The sequence below is a fragment of the Natrinema zhouii genome (assembly GCF_013456555.2).
Classification (GTDB): Archaea; Halobacteriota; Halobacteria; order Halobacteriales; family Natrialbaceae; genus Natrinema; species Natrinema zhouii.
Genome location: NZ_CP059154.1, coordinates 1,058,648 through 1,073,410, shown reverse-complemented (window position 1 = coordinate 1,073,410; position 14,763 = coordinate 1,058,648). Strand labels below are relative to the sequence as shown.

At 64.7% G+C, this 14,763-nt stretch carries 17 protein-coding genes; 13 read left to right on the top strand and 4 right to left on the bottom strand.

Annotated elements, in window-relative coordinates:
* Positions 1-21: 21 nt before the first annotated feature.
* Positions 22-1,068: an amidohydrolase family protein gene (locus tag HYG81_RS23970; RefSeq protein WP_180842181.1), complete on the top strand. Its 1,047-nt coding sequence runs from the start codon at positions 22-24 to the stop codon at positions 1,066-1,068.
* Between the two features lie 101 nt (positions 1,069-1,169).
* Here the strand turns inward: HYG81_RS23970 and HYG81_RS23965 are convergent, their stop codons facing one another.
* On the bottom strand, positions 1,170-1,418 hold the full coding sequence (locus HYG81_RS23965) for a PRC-barrel domain-containing protein (RefSeq protein WP_180842180.1): 249 nt from the start codon (positions 1,416-1,418) through the stop codon (positions 1,170-1,172).
* 177 nt (positions 1,419-1,595) lie between these two features.
* Between HYG81_RS23965 and HYG81_RS23960 the strand changes: the two genes are divergently transcribed.
* Complete coding sequence (locus tag HYG81_RS23960; RefSeq protein WP_180842179.1) at positions 1,596-2,345, top strand: fumarylacetoacetate hydrolase family protein; 750 nt, start codon at positions 1,596-1,598, stop codon at positions 2,343-2,345.
* 15 nt (positions 2,346-2,360) lie between these two features.
* Here HYG81_RS23960 and HYG81_RS23955 read toward each other — a convergent pair whose 3' ends face one another.
* Positions 2,361-2,867, bottom strand: coding sequence for a hypothetical protein (locus HYG81_RS23955; RefSeq protein ID WP_180842178.1), 507 nt, complete (start codon positions 2,865-2,867; stop codon positions 2,361-2,363).
* Between the two features lie 234 nt (positions 2,868-3,101).
* Between HYG81_RS23955 and HYG81_RS23950 the strand changes: the two genes are divergently transcribed.
* The 6 genes from HYG81_RS23950 (at position 3,102) to HYG81_RS23925 (ending at position 7,843) form a co-directional block, all read left to right on the top strand.
* The gene (locus HYG81_RS23950; protein ID WP_180842177.1) at positions 3,102-3,614 is read left to right on the top strand and encodes a YkgJ family cysteine cluster protein; all 513 of its coding nucleotides are present in this window, start codon (positions 3,102-3,104) and stop codon (positions 3,612-3,614) included.
* Positions 3,615-3,789: 175 nt separating this feature from the next.
* Positions 3,790-4,041, top strand: coding sequence for a translation initiation factor eIF-1A (locus HYG81_RS23945; protein WP_233289912.1), 252 nt, complete (start codon positions 3,790-3,792; stop codon positions 4,039-4,041).
* Positions 4,042-4,194: 153 nt separating this feature from the next.
* Positions 4,195-5,730: a phytoene desaturase family protein gene (locus HYG81_RS23940; protein WP_180842176.1), complete on the top strand. Its 1,536-nt coding sequence runs from the start codon at positions 4,195-4,197 to the stop codon at positions 5,728-5,730.
* Positions 5,731-5,770: 40 nt separating this feature from the next.
* Positions 5,771-6,643 (top strand): prenyltransferase, encoded by an 873-nt coding sequence (locus tag HYG81_RS23935; protein WP_180842175.1) that lies wholly within the window; start codon positions 5,771-5,773, stop codon positions 6,641-6,643.
* Positions 6,636-7,586, top strand: a complete 951-nt coding sequence (gene cruF, locus HYG81_RS23930) for a bisanhydrobacterioruberin hydratase (protein WP_180842174.1) — start codon at positions 6,636-6,638, stop codon at positions 7,584-7,586. The genes HYG81_RS23935 and cruF overlap by 8 nt, the downstream gene beginning before the upstream one ends.
* Positions 7,587-7,681: 95 nt before the next feature.
* Positions 7,682-7,843: a hypothetical protein gene (locus HYG81_RS23925; RefSeq protein ID WP_180842173.1), complete on the top strand. Its 162-nt coding sequence runs from the start codon at positions 7,682-7,684 to the stop codon at positions 7,841-7,843.
* Positions 7,844-7,870: 27 nt separating this feature from the next.
* Here HYG81_RS23925 and HYG81_RS23920 read toward each other — a convergent pair whose 3' ends face one another.
* Positions 7,871-8,821: a phytoene/squalene synthase family protein gene (locus HYG81_RS23920; protein ID WP_180842172.1), complete on the bottom strand. Its 951-nt coding sequence runs from the start codon at positions 8,819-8,821 to the stop codon at positions 7,871-7,873.
* A gap of 695 nt (positions 8,822-9,516) precedes the next feature.
* On the opposite strand from HYG81_RS23920, the gene HYG81_RS23915 reads away from it, so the two are divergent.
* From HYG81_RS23915 to HYG81_RS23900, 4 genes are all read left to right on the top strand, one after another.
* Complete coding sequence (locus tag HYG81_RS23915) at positions 9,517-9,678, top strand: hypothetical protein (RefSeq protein WP_180842171.1); 162 nt, start codon at positions 9,517-9,519, stop codon at positions 9,676-9,678.
* A gap of 102 nt (positions 9,679-9,780) precedes the next feature.
* Positions 9,781-10,182: a peptide-methionine (R)-S-oxide reductase MsrB gene (gene msrB, locus HYG81_RS23910; RefSeq protein ID WP_180842170.1), complete on the top strand. Its 402-nt coding sequence runs from the start codon at positions 9,781-9,783 to the stop codon at positions 10,180-10,182.
* Positions 10,183-10,296: 114 nt separating this feature from the next.
* Positions 10,297-10,503, top strand: a complete 207-nt coding sequence (locus HYG81_RS23905) for a DUF2196 domain-containing protein (protein ID WP_180842169.1) — start codon at positions 10,297-10,299, stop codon at positions 10,501-10,503.
* 148 nt (positions 10,504-10,651) lie between these two features.
* Positions 10,652-10,825: a DUF7556 family protein gene (locus HYG81_RS23900; RefSeq protein ID WP_180842168.1), complete on the top strand. Its 174-nt coding sequence runs from the start codon at positions 10,652-10,654 to the stop codon at positions 10,823-10,825.
* Between the two features lie 80 nt (positions 10,826-10,905).
* Here HYG81_RS23900 and HYG81_RS23895 read toward each other — a convergent pair whose 3' ends face one another.
* The gene (locus HYG81_RS23895; RefSeq protein WP_180842167.1) at positions 10,906-11,568 is read right to left on the bottom strand and encodes an ERCC4 domain-containing protein; all 663 of its coding nucleotides are present in this window, start codon (positions 11,566-11,568) and stop codon (positions 10,906-10,908) included.
* Positions 11,569-11,663: 95 nt separating this feature from the next.
* On the opposite strand from HYG81_RS23895, the gene HYG81_RS23890 reads away from it, so the two are divergent.
* Positions 11,664-14,696, top strand: a complete 3,033-nt coding sequence (locus tag HYG81_RS23890; protein ID WP_180842166.1) for a bacterio-opsin activator domain-containing protein — start codon at positions 11,664-11,666, stop codon at positions 14,694-14,696.
* The last annotated feature ends 67 nt before the right edge of the window (positions 14,697-14,763 follow it).

Below are 14,763 nucleotides of genomic sequence, written 5' to 3'. Positions count from 1 at the left end.
TGATTCGTCGGACTGAGCCACATGATCGATCCTCGAGCGAGCGACTGCAACCCTGACCGATCGTGCGACGCCACATCGCGACGCCGGATACTCGCGGTCGCGGGAACCGCCGGCCTCGGCAGTGGGTTCGGATCGATCGCGACGGGGACGAACGCGGACATCGGCGGGCCTCGAGACGGCGAAGAGACGATTCGGAATTTACAGGCCGACGGGCAGGGGGACGCCGTCGGAGATCTGCCGCTGTTCGATGCCCACACGCACCTGATTCCCCGCGAGACCCTCGGGAGGGAGCCACTGTCCGCCGACGGACTGGTGTCCTGGATGGACGAACAGGGCGTCGACCGCGCCGTCGTCCAGGCGCTGGATTCGCCCGAGAGCTACCCCGTGCAGGCCCCGAGCTGGTGGATCCTCGAGCAGGTCGAATCGTTTCCCGATCGCCTGATTCCGTTCTGTTCGGTCGATCCTCGAACGCTGGTCTACGGAGCGGAGGCGGTCGAGAACCTGCTCGAGGGGTACGTCGACCGCGGTGCTCGCGGGTTCGGCGAACTCAAACCCGGGCTGCCGATCGACGACCGACGACTCGAGACGATCTACGAACTCTGCGCCGAGTACGAGCTACCGATTCTGTGCCATCTGGACGACAAGGCGTTGCTGGACGATGTCGGGCTGCCGGGTCTCGAGAACGTGCTAGGGTCCTATCCCGCGGTCGATTTCATCGCCCACGCGCACTTCTGGTGGGCCCACATTTCGGCGGACGTAACGGCGGCCGATCGGAGCCGCTACCCCGAGGGGCCGGTCGAGCCCGGCGGACGGGTCCCCGAACTCCTCGCGGTGTACGACAACCTCTACGGCGACCTCTCGGCCGGTTCGGGCTGGAACGCGCTGACTCGCGACCCGGAATTCGCCCAGGGGTTCCTCGAGACGCACCACGAGCAACTGGTCTGGGGATCGGACTACATCTACCCGAGCCAGGAGATTCCGCAGGTGACGATGTTCGACCGATTCGACCTCGAGACCGAGGCGTGGGCGAATATCCGCGCTCGAAACCTCGAGGGAGTGCTCCGATGAGCGGCTGGGTTGCTCCGATAAGCGGCTGGGTTGCTCCGATAAGCGGCTGGGTTGCTTCAATGAGCGACTGGGCGCTTCGCTGTCTCCGTAGACTTCGTCGGTCAGAACCGCTGCAAGCGAATTTCGTGCTCCGTTATCTCGTCGATGTAGTCCTCGTCGAGCCGGTAGTTCTCCATCCCGTCGGCAATCTCCCGGTCGCGACGGAGCCGGGATTTGATCGACTCGCTCATCTCCGGACCCGGTTCGACGTATGCGACGTCCGCATCGATATCCTGCACGACGCCGATCTCCTTCCCGTTCGTGTTGACGACTCGCTTCCCTTCGTCGTCGACCGTCAGGTTGGCGCACATGGGCACTCGTTGGCCGGGCGACGGGGTATGTGTTGGACCGTCATATGCGTGGTGCGAGCGACGGGTGAACCCGAACGATGTCGGAATCCGTCGTCGGCCTCGAGGATCGCGCTCGAGTCCGAACCGGTTCGCGAGCAAACCGATATCACTAATCCGTCGGAATCGAGACCGCCGATAATGAAACTCGCACGGATCGCGACGGACGACGGACCGGTCGCCGGACGATACGAGGACGGCGTCGTGCACACGGACGACGGTGCCTACGAGGTCGGGGCGGACGGAGAGTTCCTGCCGCCCTGTGACCCCTCGGCGCTGTACTGCGTCGGACGGAACTTCGCGGCGACCCTCGATCAGATGGAGTACGAGCGACCCGACGAACCGGACTTCTTCATCAAGCCGCCCGCGTCGCTCGTCGGTCACGAGGACCCCGTCCCGTACCCTCAGTTCAGCGACGAAGTGACCTACGCCGGCGAGCTCGCGGCCGTCATCGACGACCCCTGTCGGAACCTCTCGGAAGAGGAGGTGCCCGAGGTCGTCCGCGGCTACACAATCCTGAACGACATGGACGCGCTCGATCAGGACGGGCGGACGGCCCGGAAGGCGTTCGACGCCTCCGGCCCGCTCGGTCCGTGGATCGAAACCGCCGTCGATCCGACCGGAATCGACATGTACACCGACGTGTCCGGCGAGCGCCGGCAGGAGGTCAACACCGAACTGATGCTGTTCGACCCGTACGAGATCATCGCCTTTCTCTCGCAACGATTCACCTTCCGCCCCGGTGACGTAATCTCCTTCGGCAGCCCCGCGAATCCCGGCCTCGTCGAACCCGGCGACACCGTCGAGATCACCTACGAGGGCGTCGGTACGCTTCGGAACACGATCGTGAACTCGAGCGAGCGGGCGGAATCAACCGGCGTTTCACACTGACGGGAAGCCGCCGAACTACGAGAAATCCGGCTCCGGAATCGCAGATTCGTTATCGACGATGCGAACGTCATCCGGGACCGCGTATCGAACCCCCGAAACCGTTCGTAAATCGGATATCACGCGTTCCCGTGAAATATCGTCACTCGTTGGAAGCACGTAAACGACGGCGTCAGTCGATTCGTCTCGCGGATCGCCGTCGACGAACGAGGCCTCGATAGCATCGCTGAAATAGTGCGCTTCGTCCAGTTGTACCGCCGTGGGAGTTATCTCCTCGACGGGACGGAGACCGACGATCTTTCCCTGCACGGAGAGTTCGCTTATCGCCGTTCCGACAGCGCGTGCCATCTTTCGAGTTCTAAGACCGCCGGTCCTCCGCTCGTCGCTCAGGGCGTGTTTCAGCACGTACACTTCATCGTCCGTCACGTACACGTCGTTGAACTCGGTCGACGCATCGACAGACGCTTTCACTGCCTCGATGCCCGAAGCGTCCACTTCCTCGAAGACGTGCCGACCAGATACCACGATCGTTTCGTCACCAACCGATTCGGCTGAATCCCAATTAACGTGATTGTACGTGAGCTCGTACTGATCGCCGATATTCCCCCCACTCACCGGCGTTATCACTTTCAAACAATCTGTTATTTCATTCATAGTGATGGTATCGTCTACCGACTACTAATCGCTTGGGACGGTCGAGCAGACTGCGAGCGGACGCAGGAAGAAAGGCACTTCCGGACGCGCTTCCTCTCCTGACCCGTGAGTGCTGACGCTACGCGACGTGTCGAAGTCTATCCCGACCGCGAGGTCGTCGTCGAGTTCGACCCCGACCTCACCTTCGAGTGCGTCGACGACTGTACGTGGTGTTGCAACCACGGCGTGCTCCTCTACGACCGAGACCTCGTAGAGCTGGCCCAGCGGGCGAACCTCGCCGAGACCACGACGGAGTTTCGCGGCGAGAAGTTCGTCACGCGCGAGGAGAAAGACCGCGACGACCACGTCGACGAGGACGGCCATGCCTGTGCGTTCCTCCGGGAGGACGGCCTCTGCTCGCTGCACCTCGAGGAGGACTGGAAACCCACCCGGTGTTCGGTCTTCCCGCTGGGCGTCTGGCTCGAGGACGACGAGCTGCACGTCGACATCCGGGACTCGGCCCACGAGCACTGCGAGGGGCTAAACGTCAGCGACCGGAGCGTTATCGACAATCTCGAGGCCTTCTTGCCGGAAGTGCTGTGGGACCTCGAGAATCCGGATTCGGATCGCGAGCTATAGTCAGGGAGCCGACCGGAACCGTTCGAGGGGTGGAGTCGGCAGTCTCTCCCGGACTACGTACGGGTATATTGCCTCCTATTTTCACGGGGTGCGCTACCACGCCTCTCCAAGTGTTTAAAAGTCTGCCGCACGTAATCAGACTGTGTCAGAAGACTCCGGGCGACGGAACCTCCGTATGCCCAACAGCGATGAAGTATTCGCCGTCGTAACCGAACACCTCGGTGGCAATCACGTTCGCCTCCGCTGTGAGGACGGCGAGGAACGACTCGGCCGCATTCCCGGTCGCATGAAATACCGCACCTGGATCGAGCCGGACGACATCGTCGTCGCCGAGCCCTGGGACTGGCAAGACGAAAAGGCCACGATCGAGTGGCGCTACACTGGTCAGGACGCAGATCAACTGCGTCGTGAAGGCCACATCGATTGAACCCCGGTATCGGTTCCGCTTCCAACTAGATTTCTCCGTACCGACAACTCCTCCGTAGCGGTTGCGCTGTCCCACCCGCTCTCGAGCGAACGGTTCGATTCCCTACATAGGTATGACATACGTTTAACACCGGCCCCATACTCACGTCCGGGTATGGAATCGCTGGCCGGTGAGTCGGTCGTCGTGATCGGGGGCGGCATCGGCGGGCTCTCGACGGCCTGTTACCTCGCCGACGCGGGTGCCGACGTGCGCGTCGTCGAGAAGAACGAACAGCTCGGTGGCCGGGCGAGCCGCCTCGAGCGGGACGGTTTCCGGTTCGACATGGGTCCCTCGTGGTATCTGATGCCGGACGTCTTCGAGCGCTTTTTCGCCGAGTTCGATCGGACGCCGAGCGACTACTACGAACTCTCGCATCTCGACCCACACTACCGGATTTTCTTCAAAGATAGCGCGGAACGAAGTTCCGCGGACGATGCGAGCGGGCAGGGCCCGCGAGCACACGGTGATCGGGTGGACGTCACGCCGGACCTCGAGCGAACGAAAGCCGTCTTCGAGGAGTACGAGGCGGGCGCTGGCGAGGCCCTGGAGCGCTACCTCGAGAAGTCGCGGGAGAACTACGAGGTCGGGATGGAGCACTTCGTCTACGAAGATCGGACGCGGCTGCGCGACTACATCGATCCCGACGTGGCTCGGCAGGCACGGGGCCTGTCGCTTTTGGGGTCGATGCAGGGCCACGTCGAGAGCTACTTCGATCACCCGAAACTCCAGCAGATCATGCAGTACACGCTGGTGTTTCTGGGCGGCTCGCCGACGAACACGCCGGCGCTGTACAACCTGATGAGCCACGTCGATTTCAACCTCGGCGTCTGGTACCCCGACGGCGGGATCGGCGCGGTCATCGACGGTGTCGCGGAACTGGGGGCCGAACTCGGCGTCGAGTACGACACCGGCCGCCCCGCCACGGAGATCAAGGGGCGCACGGGCGGATTCGAAGTCGAAACCGAGAGGGGGCCCGTGCGGTCCGATCTGGTCGTGAGCAACGCCGACTACGCCCACACTGAACAGGAACTGCTCACGCCCGAGCGCCGCGGCTACGACGCGGACTACTGGGATGAACGGACGTACGCCCCCTCCGCGTTCCTGCTCTATCTCGGCGTCGAGGGCGACGTCGACGAACTCGCCCATCACACGCTCGTGCTGCCGACCGACTGGGAGGACCACTTCGATCAGATCTTCGAGGAGCCGCAGTGGCCCGACGACCCCGCCTACTACTGCTGTGTCCCCTCAGAGACCGACGACGACGTCGCGCCCGAGGGCCACAGCGCCCTGTTCGTCCTCGTCCCGGTCGCCCCCGGTCTCGAGGACACGCCCGGGGTTCGCGACCGGTATCGCGATCTGATCCTCGCGGACATCGCCTCGAACACGGGGACCGACCTCCGCGACCGGATCGTCCTCGAGGAACGGTTCAGCATCGACGACTTCGCCAGCCGGTACAACAGCTACGGGGGGACGGCGCTGGGACTGGCCCACACGCTCCGCCAGACGTCGCTGTTCCGCCCGCCACACCGCTCGAAGGAGGTCGACGGCCTCTACTTCGTGGGCGGCGATACGACGCCTGGAATCGGCATGCCGATGTGTCTCATCAGCGGCGAACTGACCGCCGAGAAAGTGCTTGAGGATCACGGATGAGAGATTCGAACGAACGCGAGGGTTCCCCGCGACGCCATCGATGAGTTCGGAGCCGACGGCCGCGGGCGGGGGAAGCGTGGGCGACCAGCTATCGTACCTGCTGACGCTCTCGCGGCCCCGGTTTTGGCTGTATCTCGCGGGGCCGGTTCTCGTCGGGGTGGCCTACGCCGCGGACGCCGTCGGCGACCTGTTCGCCCCCGCGGCGGTCGCGTTGTTCGCCTACTTCCTCCTGCCGGCGAACGTCTTTCTCTACGGAATTAACGACGTGTACGACCGGGAGATCGATGCAGCGAATCCGAAGAAAGAGGATCGGGAGGCCCGCTATCGGGGCCAGGGATACGTTCCGCTCGCCGTCGGGCTCTGTGCGGCGCTGCCGCTGTTGTTCGCACCGCTGGTCGGGACGGCTGCGCTGCCGTGGCTGGTCGCCTTTCTCGTCCTCGGGACGGCCTACAGCGCCCCGCCGGCCAGACTGAAAACGACGCCGCCGCTCGATTCGATCTCGAACGGACTCTACGTCACGCCGGGTGCGGCCGCCTACGCCGCCGTCGCCGGGACGCAGCCGCCCCTGCTCGCGATCGGCGGCGGCTGGCTGTGGGCGATGGGAATGCACACGTTCTCGGCGATCCCCGACATCGAACCGGACCGCGAGACAGGGATCCGAACGACCGCGACGGTACTGGGCGAGCGCCGATCGTACGCCTACTGCGGCGCGTGCTGGCTCGCGAGCGCGGCCGCGTTCGGTGCGCTCGACGTGCGCCTCGGCGCGCTCATGCTCGTCTATCCCGCACTCGTCGGCTCGATCGCGGTCGCGAGCGTTGCCGTCGACCGCGCCTACTGGTGGTTCCCGGCGATCAACACCGTCGTCGGCACGCTCCTGACGATGGGCGGGCTCTGGAGGCTGCTGTATGGATAACGGGGAGTCGAACCGCTCACCGTCGAACTCGAGGGCAGATCCGGGGACGGGTACCGATGCCGACTCGAGGACGCATTCGACCGGTGACAACACCGACGAGACGGCGCGGGCAACCGTCCAGCGGCGACTCGAGGCTCTCGTCCGGGAGAACCGGTTCACGATCGCGGTCGTCTTCCCGGTTGTCGGCGCGGTGACGCTGGTCGCGAGCGCGGAAGGGCTCCTCCCGCCGGTTCTCTCGTACAACCCGCTGCTTATCCTGTTCGGAACGTTGGTAATGCGCTCGCCGCTGATCGTGGCCCTGCTCCCCGAAATCGACCGACGAGCGATCGTCCCGCTCGCGGTCCTGACGGTGTACACGTACGCGATCGAAATCGTCGGCGTACGGACGGGCTGGCCCTACGGGGCCTTCGAGTACGGGATTCGGCTCGGACCAATGGTGGACGGCGAGGTTCCGCTCGCGCTGCCGCTGTTTTTCGTCCCGCTGGTGCTGAACGCGTTCTTGCTCGCGATACTGGCGCTCGGCGAGCGAGCCGTTCGGGTCGTTCCGCGCGTGCTCGCGGCGATCGCCGTCGTCCTCGCGATCGATCTGGTGCTCGATCCCGCGGCCGTCGCGATCGGGTTCTGGACGTACGTCCCGCCGGGAGACTACTACGGCGTCCCGGCCTCGAACTACCGGGGCTGGCTCCTCTCGGGAGCCGTCGCCGTCGTGCTCGTCGATCTCGCCTTCGACCGGGCGGCCGTGCTTGAGCGCGTCCGAGACTGCGAGTTCGCGCTGGACGACCTGGTGAGTTTCCTGGTGCTGTGGGGGGCGATCAACGCGCTCTACGGCCAGTGGCTGGCCGTCGGCGTCGCCGGACTGTTCTGTCTCGTCCTCCTTCGGACCGATCGCTACGACCTCGAGATGGTTCGGACGGCGCTCCCGGGGAATCGAGACCGACGGTAACCTGACGAGTATCGGTCGTAAGCGATGCGGGGATCGACGCCGTCAGCGGGAAATTCCGGCCGGTACCTTTTGCGCTCGAGGGGTGTACCATTGTTATGGCGACGAGAGAACCGGTCGAATGTCCGGTCTGTCGCGAGCCGACCGACGTGGGGGAGCAACTCGAGGATCACCTCCTCGCAGAACACTCGAAGGAGAAGCTAGCGAAGTTCATCGTGGCCGAGACGGCCGTGCTGGCCAACGGCGACGCAGCCGAGTAGCGTCGGCCGTGATAGTCCCGCGAGCACTCACTGCGTCGGGATGGTATCCCCGTGTTCGGTGCCGCGGTGGTCCGGTTCACCCGACGGCACCGCCGACACGCGCTGGAATACCGCCTCGGGATTCCGGTTCCAGTGCCAGTGCCACCGCGTCTTCGCGAGACACCAGAGCTTTCGGCTCGTCGATAGCGACGGTTTCTGTGAAAGCACGTCGTATCCCTGCGCTCGGATGACGGTGTGATGCTCCGCGTAGAGGACCGCTGCCAGCAACACCGGGATCTGACAGTCCTCGGGAAGATACCGGATGCCGGCGACGCCCTCGCGGTAGAGCTCCTCCGTCCGCTGGAGTTCCGCGGCCATTGCCGCCGCGAACGAGTCGGAGAACTCGAGGCGCTCGATCCGGGCGGGATCGACGCCGTGTTCCCGAAGCGTCTCCCGTGGAATGTAGATCCGATCCCGCTCGAGGACGTCCTCGCGGACGTCACGCAGGAAGTTCGTCAACTGAAACGCCTCGCCGAGTTTGATCGCGTGAGGGAGCGCGGTCTCCTCGTCGTCGGGCTCCATGATCGCGGTCATCATCACGCCGACTGATGCCGCCGAGCCCCGCATGTAGGACTCGAGATCGGCGTACGTCTCGTATCGGTCCGTCTCGATGTCGGTCGCCATCGCGTCGATGAACGCGTTGATTTCTTCGTCGGCGATGCCGTACTCCGCCCGAAGCTCTTGGAACGCCTCGAGCACCGAATCGTCGGGTGGTCGCTCCCCGAGGGCCTGTGCGCGAAGCGCCTCGAGTCGTGCGCGTTGCGTTTCCGGAGGAACGCCGCCGGCGTCGTCGACGACTTCGTCGGCGATCCGGAAGAACGCGTAGAGGACGTGCGTCGCGTGTCGCACGCGTTCCGGGAGAAACCGCGTCGCGAGATAGAACGTCTTCCCGGTTCGTTTCTGTATCGCCTTACTCGCATCGATGTGTTCCTGTTTCATTCTCTGATCCGTTGACCCGCTTGGTGTCGATCTGATGTTGATCCTACAACAGTTGCATATAAAGTAACACCCCCTCACTATGTCACCAGCCCGTCTTGTCGGTTAATCAGAACAGTTCCGTACGCCCGTTCCACTATGTGATTCGCGCCGTTCGTGTCTTACAGCGTACTGACCTATCCAATTCCCGAATTGACATCTTCGACAATACTTTTGTAGTCGTTCGTGGACGACTTCCACGGAGATCGGGCACGCTGGGAGACAGCTCCCGCAAACGATGATCAGAGCGCTGGAACCGGGCGGGTACGTCGGCAACGACGGCTGCTCGAGTACGGGCGCTCGGAGACGGTGGCCGAACCGACGAGGCGATCTCCGATTCGATCCACGCGAACGGACGGGTCGGTTCGCCGACTGACGCCGTCGTCGGCGACCGACCTCACCCAGTAGCGCCGTCCACGCTCACCCCTGTCATTCGCGGTCGTCTGCGCGATCGGCCGTCGACCGACGGCCGGTCGGGCGACCCGTCAGCGCGCTACGGAGTCGCCACTGAACGACGGAGTCATTCCACTGGCGATTCCCTGTTGCCGCGCGAGCAGCGAACTTCGTCTCACTACTCCCTTCCAGAGCGGTTCCAGCACGGACGACAGTCACTGTCGACTGAACCAACATCTATGGGTGTAACTGGCATAGCTCGAGGTATGGCCAGTACCCGAGCCACCCACGACCGGTCACGGTGTCGTAACTGCGGTTTCGAAGCACCCGGCGGAGATGACGACTGGCAGCGAATCGAGGTCCCCAAACTGGGCCGGATGACCCAGTGTCCCGACTGCGAGAGTACGGACGTCATCACCAGCCGGTGACGACGGCTCCTCGAGCCGGCGGTCCCGAGTGGCGGTACGCTGTCGCGCTCCGAGGCCGAGTTTGCAGACAGACTCTTGAGTATCTCTCCCCTAGGACTCACCATGAGTAACGAGGCAGACCACCTGCCGAAAACCGACGACGAGTGGCGCGAGGAACTGAGCGAGGAGGAGTACCGCATCCTCCGTGAGGCGGGAACCGAGTCGCCGTTCAGCGGCGAGTACGTCGATCACAAGGACGATGGCACGTACGCCTGTGCCGGCTGTGGAGCCGAACTGTTCGACTCCGAGACGAAGTTCGAGTCCAGTTGTGGCTGGCCCAGCTTCTACGACGCCGACGACGACCGGATCGAGACCCGAACCGACACCAGCCACGGCATGCGCCGCACCGAGGTCCTGTGTGCCAACTGCGGCGGCCACCTCGGTCACATCTTCGACGACGGTCCCGAACCGACGGGCAAGCGCTACTGCATCAACTCCGCCGCCCTCGAGTTCGACGAGGAGTGATCGGCGGACGCGGATCGACTGCTGAATCGCTTTCGGTCCCCTCCGCAGGATATCGGTCGGTCACTATCGAATGCAGGCAGTATCCTTTTTCAGATACCCGACTCATCTCTGACCATGTCCAACGAACGGCCGACCGCCGAGGAACTGCGACAGGGGATGACCGTCGAAATCGTACAGGACGATGCGGACCCACAGTCCGAGGACACGGAACCGATCATCGGTGAAGTCGGGACGATCTACGGTGACGAACCCGAAGGTCCGCACGTGGAATTGAAAAGTGGCGTCGTCGGCCACGTCCAGTCGGTCGCCCCCGACGAATAACGGCTCTCCCTCCTCCAACTTCCGTTGTTTGACCAGATATCGCGATTAGAATGGAATATAACGCAAATAGCCGCATTATATTCGATGTTCAACCACTAATCGAAACAACTCCGAAACATTCATGGTGGTTGTGGTGAAATATCCGAATATGGCTCCCGAAGCGACGCCGGTCGAACGGCAGGTGGACGGGTCGAGCGAAGTGATGGCGGCCGTCGACGAGATCGACGGTCGATCGCACCTTGTCATCGCCGATATCGCTCGAGACGACGCCTGGCTCGCCGTCTCCGAGTCCGAAGCCGTCTCCCTTGAGGGACGTCGGTAAGCCGCTTCGGTCGAATTTCTCGCGAATCGCGGCGCGACGAATCGCACACGTTTTTCGAGTCGTACATCGATAAATCTCGCCTAGCGGCCGGTCCCGTCGTCGCGAAACGCCGCGTAAATCGTCTCCGCTCGCGTCGGGCCGATTCCCTCGAGCAGCGCGAGGTCGTCCGGATCCGCCTCGAGCAGCGCTTCGACGGTCGGATACCGATCGTATAACGTCGCGGCGAGTTCGGGGCCGATCCCCTCGATACAGCCGTAAATCCGCTTCGTCGTCGGTTCGCGCCGACTGGGAACCGAACCGGCCGGCAGCCGGGTGCTCGTCGGGTCCTCCGCGTGCTTTCGGCCGAGTCGAATCGCGAAATCGACCAGTTGCTGGCGGTCCGTACAGGGGACGACCGGGACGCCGTGGCGGGCGGTGATCGAGGCCATCGACCCTCGAATCGATTCCGGGGAGACGCCCGTCCGCAGCGACTCGAGACCGGTGAAATCGTCCTCGAGCAGGACGTAGGAGTGGTCGTAGGCCGCGGCCATTCGCTCGACCTGATCGGCGAGATCCGAGCCGCTTCGACCCATGGCACTCGAGACGTAGTCTCGAAGGGTCTTGCGTTCGACGCCGACCGAATCGATGGCGATATCGCCGGTCGCCAGCCGCTCGACGCCGACCGTCGTCACGTCGGGATGGGCCCGGACCGCCTCGACGAGACCCGCCGGCTCCCGATCGTCGACGGTAACGGCAACGCGCATACTCGTCGTACGGACTCGAGCGATGAACGAGTGTCGGTTTCTCGAGCGTGAACGGACCGATGCCTTCTATCCCCAGGGGGCCGTAGGAGGAACGAATGGCTTCCACACGGACGCTCGACGACGCCCGCCTCCTCGTCGTGGAGCCGCCCGACCCGAGTGCCGGTGACCGTTCGAACGCCCTTTCGGACGCCGTACTCAAAGACGACGTGGCCGAAGACGACGCCCTCGAGGTGCTCACGGTGTCGACAGCGGACGCGGCGCTCGAGCGGCTCGAGACGGACCACGTCGACTGTCTCCTGATCGCACAGTCCCGTTCGGACGCGGAGACGACCGGGCTGGACCTCCTCGAGGCGGTTCGGGAGCGCGACCCCGATCTCCCGGTCGTACTCGCGCCGGTCGATGGCGACGAGTCGCTGGCCAGCGAGGCGATCGCGGCGGGGGTCACGGCGTACGTTCCGCGCGATCACGTCACCGACCCGAGCGGCGACTGCCGAGCGGCGATCGAACGAGCGCTCTCGGCGGGCGACGAGAGACGACAGCGGCGAGAGCGAGCGCGCCAGTTCGACGCGATCTTCGAGGATCCGGGGACGTACTCGTGGGTCCTCGAGCCGGACGGGACCGTCAGACGGGCCAACGAACCCGCGCTCGAGGCGATCGACGCGACCGCGAGCGACGTCCGCGGCCGCCCCTTCGCGGCGCTTCCCTGGTGGCGCTCGACCGCGGACGGGAGCACGGCGCTCCGAGAGGCGATCGATCAGGCGAGGCGCGGCGAGATCGCCCATCGGGAACTGACACAGATCCGCACCGACGGTAGCGGTGCGGCCGAGCGAGACGGGAGCGCCGCCGCGAGCGAGTCCGCCGACCCGACCGACGCTCACACGTTCGAGGTGACCGTCCGACCGGTCCGCGACGCGTCCGGTGACGTCGTCTCGCTGCTCGCACGGGCGAGCGACGTCACCGAGCGGGCCCGACTCGAGCAGGAGTTGCGGGCGTCCGAGGAACTCCACCGGGTGACGCTCAACAACATGACCGACACCGTCCTCATCACCGACGACGACGGTGAGTTTACTTACGTCTGCCCGAACGTCCACTTCATCTTCGGCTATTCGGACGACGAGATCCACGAGATGGGGACGATCGACGAACTGCTCGAGCCGGACCTCTTCGACCGCGACGAACTCCGGGACGACGGCGTGTTGACCAACATCGAGTGCACGGCGACCGACCGCGCGGGCCGCGAACACACGCTGCTAGTCAACGTCCGCGAGGTCTCGATTCAGGGCGGGACGATCCTCTACAGCTGTCGGGACGTGACGACGCGAAAGCGCCGCGAGGAGGCGCTGACGGCGCTCCACCGGACCGCTCGCGAGCTCCTGTACGCCGAAACCGATCGCGAGATCGCCGACATCGTCGTCGACGACGCGACGGACGTCCTCGACCTCGAGGCGAGCGCCGCGTACCTGTTCGATACGGACGAGAACGTGTTACGACCGGCTGCGTCCTCGTCGGGCATGGAGCGGTTACACGGGCCGATCCGCGACCACCGCGCGACGGACGACAGCATTCCGGGTCACACCTTCATCGACGGCGAGAGTCGGTTCTTCGCGGACGTTCACGCCGCCGCGTCGCTCTCGAATCCGGAGACCGACCTGCGCAGCGCGGCGTACGTCCCGCTCGGTGATCACGGCGTCTTCGTCGCGGGGTCGACGGAATCGGACGCGTTCGACGACGTCGCAAGGGAGCTGACCGACCTGCTGGCGGCGACCGCGGAAGCGGCGCTCGACCGGGTCGAACGGGAGCGGACGCTGCGCGAGCGGGATCGCGAACTCAAGCGTCAGAACCAGCAACTCACCCGCCTCAATCGGATCAACGAGACCATCAGGGATCTCGATCAGGCGCTCGTCCGGGCCGAGACCCGCGCCGAGATCGAACGCGCCGTCTGCGATCGGCTCACGGCCGCCGACCGGTTTTCCTTCGCCTGGATCGGCCAGGTCGACGCCAGCGGCGACCGCCTCGAGCCGCGCGCTCACGGCGGCGCACGCACCGGCCGGGAGTACCTCGACAGCGTGTCGCTCTCGCTCGCGGACGCGAGCGAACCCGCGGTCAGGACGGCGGCCGATCGCGACGTGACCGTCGTCTCGAACGTCGCCGACGGACTCCGCGACGACCCGTGGCGGTCGGAGGCGCTCGGTCGCGAGTACCAGTCGGCCGCGAGCGTCCCGCTGTCGTACGACGAGTTCACGTACGGCGTCCTGACGGTCTACGCCGATCGGCCCGAGGCGTTCGACGACATGATCCGCGCCGTGCTCGCGGAACTCGGCGAGACGATCGCGTCCGCGATCGCCGCGGTCGAACGCAAGCGCGCGCTGGTCTCGGACGAGAGCACCCGACTCGAGTTCGAGGTGGCCGACGAGACGTTCGTCTTCGCGCAGCTCGCCCGACGGGCCGACTGCGCGCTCTCTTTCGACGGCGGTATTCGCCAACAGGAGGATGGTGCGTCCGTGTTTGTGACCGTCGACGGTGCGTCGCCGACGGCCGTCGCGACTGCGGCCGCGGAGCTGGTCGGCGTCGAGCGCACACAGGTCATCAGCACCGACGGATACGGCGAAGGCGGCGATACTGAGACGAGTACCGATCCCGATCGCCCCGATCCTGCCGACGGCGTCGGTGGTGCGATCCTTTTGCATCTCTCTCGGCCCGTGCTCGCGCTCCGACTCGCGGATCACGGGGCGGTGTTGCGCGGCGTCGAGGCGACGCCCTCGAGTAGTCGGCTCGTGATCGACGTCCCCAGAGCCGCCGACGCGAGGGAGAGCGCCGCGATCGTCTCGTCGGCGTTCTCGGACGTCGACCTCCGATCGAAGCGGACCGTCGAGCGAACGACGCCGCGCGATCTCCGTTCGGAACTGCGCGACCGACTCACCGATCGCCAGCTCGAGGTCGTCCAGCTCGCGTACTACGGCGGCTACTTCGAATCGCCCCGCGAAAACTCGGGCGAAGACGTCGCTGACACCCTCGAGATCTCGCCGGCAGCGTTCTATCGTCACATTCGGACCGTCCAGCGGAAGCTCTTCGACGTCGTATTCGACGAAATCGGACTCCCTGCAACCCGATCGGAGGGGGTTGAATAGTGAACCCCTCTCGTTTGCTGACGCTAGTTATCTGACGGATATACTCATCCTAATATACCTTGTATTC

Bases quoted from the DNA above. Each gene is read 5' to 3' on its own strand.
- HYG81_RS23970 (WP_180842181.1), top strand. From the start codon at position 22: ATGATCGATCCTCGAGCGAGCGACTGCAACCCTGACCGATCGTGCGAC.
- HYG81_RS23965 (WP_180842180.1), bottom strand. From the start codon at position 1,418: ATGTGCGCCAACCTGACGGTCGACGACGAAGGGAAGCGAGTCGTCAAC.
- HYG81_RS23960 (WP_180842179.1), top strand. From the start codon at position 1,596: ATGAAACTCGCACGGATCGCGACGGACGACGGACCGGTCGCCGGACGA.
- HYG81_RS23945 (WP_233289912.1), top strand. From the start codon at position 3,790: ATGCCCAACAGCGATGAAGTATTCGCCGTCGTAACCGAACACCTCGGT.
- HYG81_RS23940 (WP_180842176.1), top strand. From the start codon at position 4,195: ATGGAATCGCTGGCCGGTGAGTCGGTCGTCGTGATCGGGGGCGGCATC.
- HYG81_RS23935 (WP_180842175.1), top strand. From the start codon at position 5,771: ATGAGTTCGGAGCCGACGGCCGCGGGCGGGGGAAGCGTGGGCGACCAG.
- cruF (WP_180842174.1), top strand. From the start codon at position 6,636: ATGGATAACGGGGAGTCGAACCGCTCACCGTCGAACTCGAGGGCAGAT.
- HYG81_RS23925 (WP_180842173.1), top strand. From the start codon at position 7,682: ATGGCGACGAGAGAACCGGTCGAATGTCCGGTCTGTCGCGAGCCGACC.
- HYG81_RS23920 (WP_180842172.1), bottom strand. From the start codon at position 8,821: ATGAAACAGGAACACATCGATGCGAGTAAGGCGATACAGAAACGAACC.
- HYG81_RS23915 (WP_180842171.1), top strand. From the start codon at position 9,517: ATGGCCAGTACCCGAGCCACCCACGACCGGTCACGGTGTCGTAACTGC.
- msrB (WP_180842170.1), top strand. From the start codon at position 9,781: ATGAGTAACGAGGCAGACCACCTGCCGAAAACCGACGACGAGTGGCGC.
- HYG81_RS23905 (WP_180842169.1), top strand. From the start codon at position 10,297: ATGTCCAACGAACGGCCGACCGCCGAGGAACTGCGACAGGGGATGACC.
- HYG81_RS23900 (WP_180842168.1), top strand. From the start codon at position 10,652: ATGGCTCCCGAAGCGACGCCGGTCGAACGGCAGGTGGACGGGTCGAGC.
- HYG81_RS23895 (WP_180842167.1), bottom strand. From the start codon at position 11,568: ATGCGCGTTGCCGTTACCGTCGACGATCGGGAGCCGGCGGGTCTCGTC.
- HYG81_RS23890 (WP_180842166.1), top strand. From the start codon at position 11,664: ATGGCTTCCACACGGACGCTCGACGACGCCCGCCTCCTCGTCGTGGAG.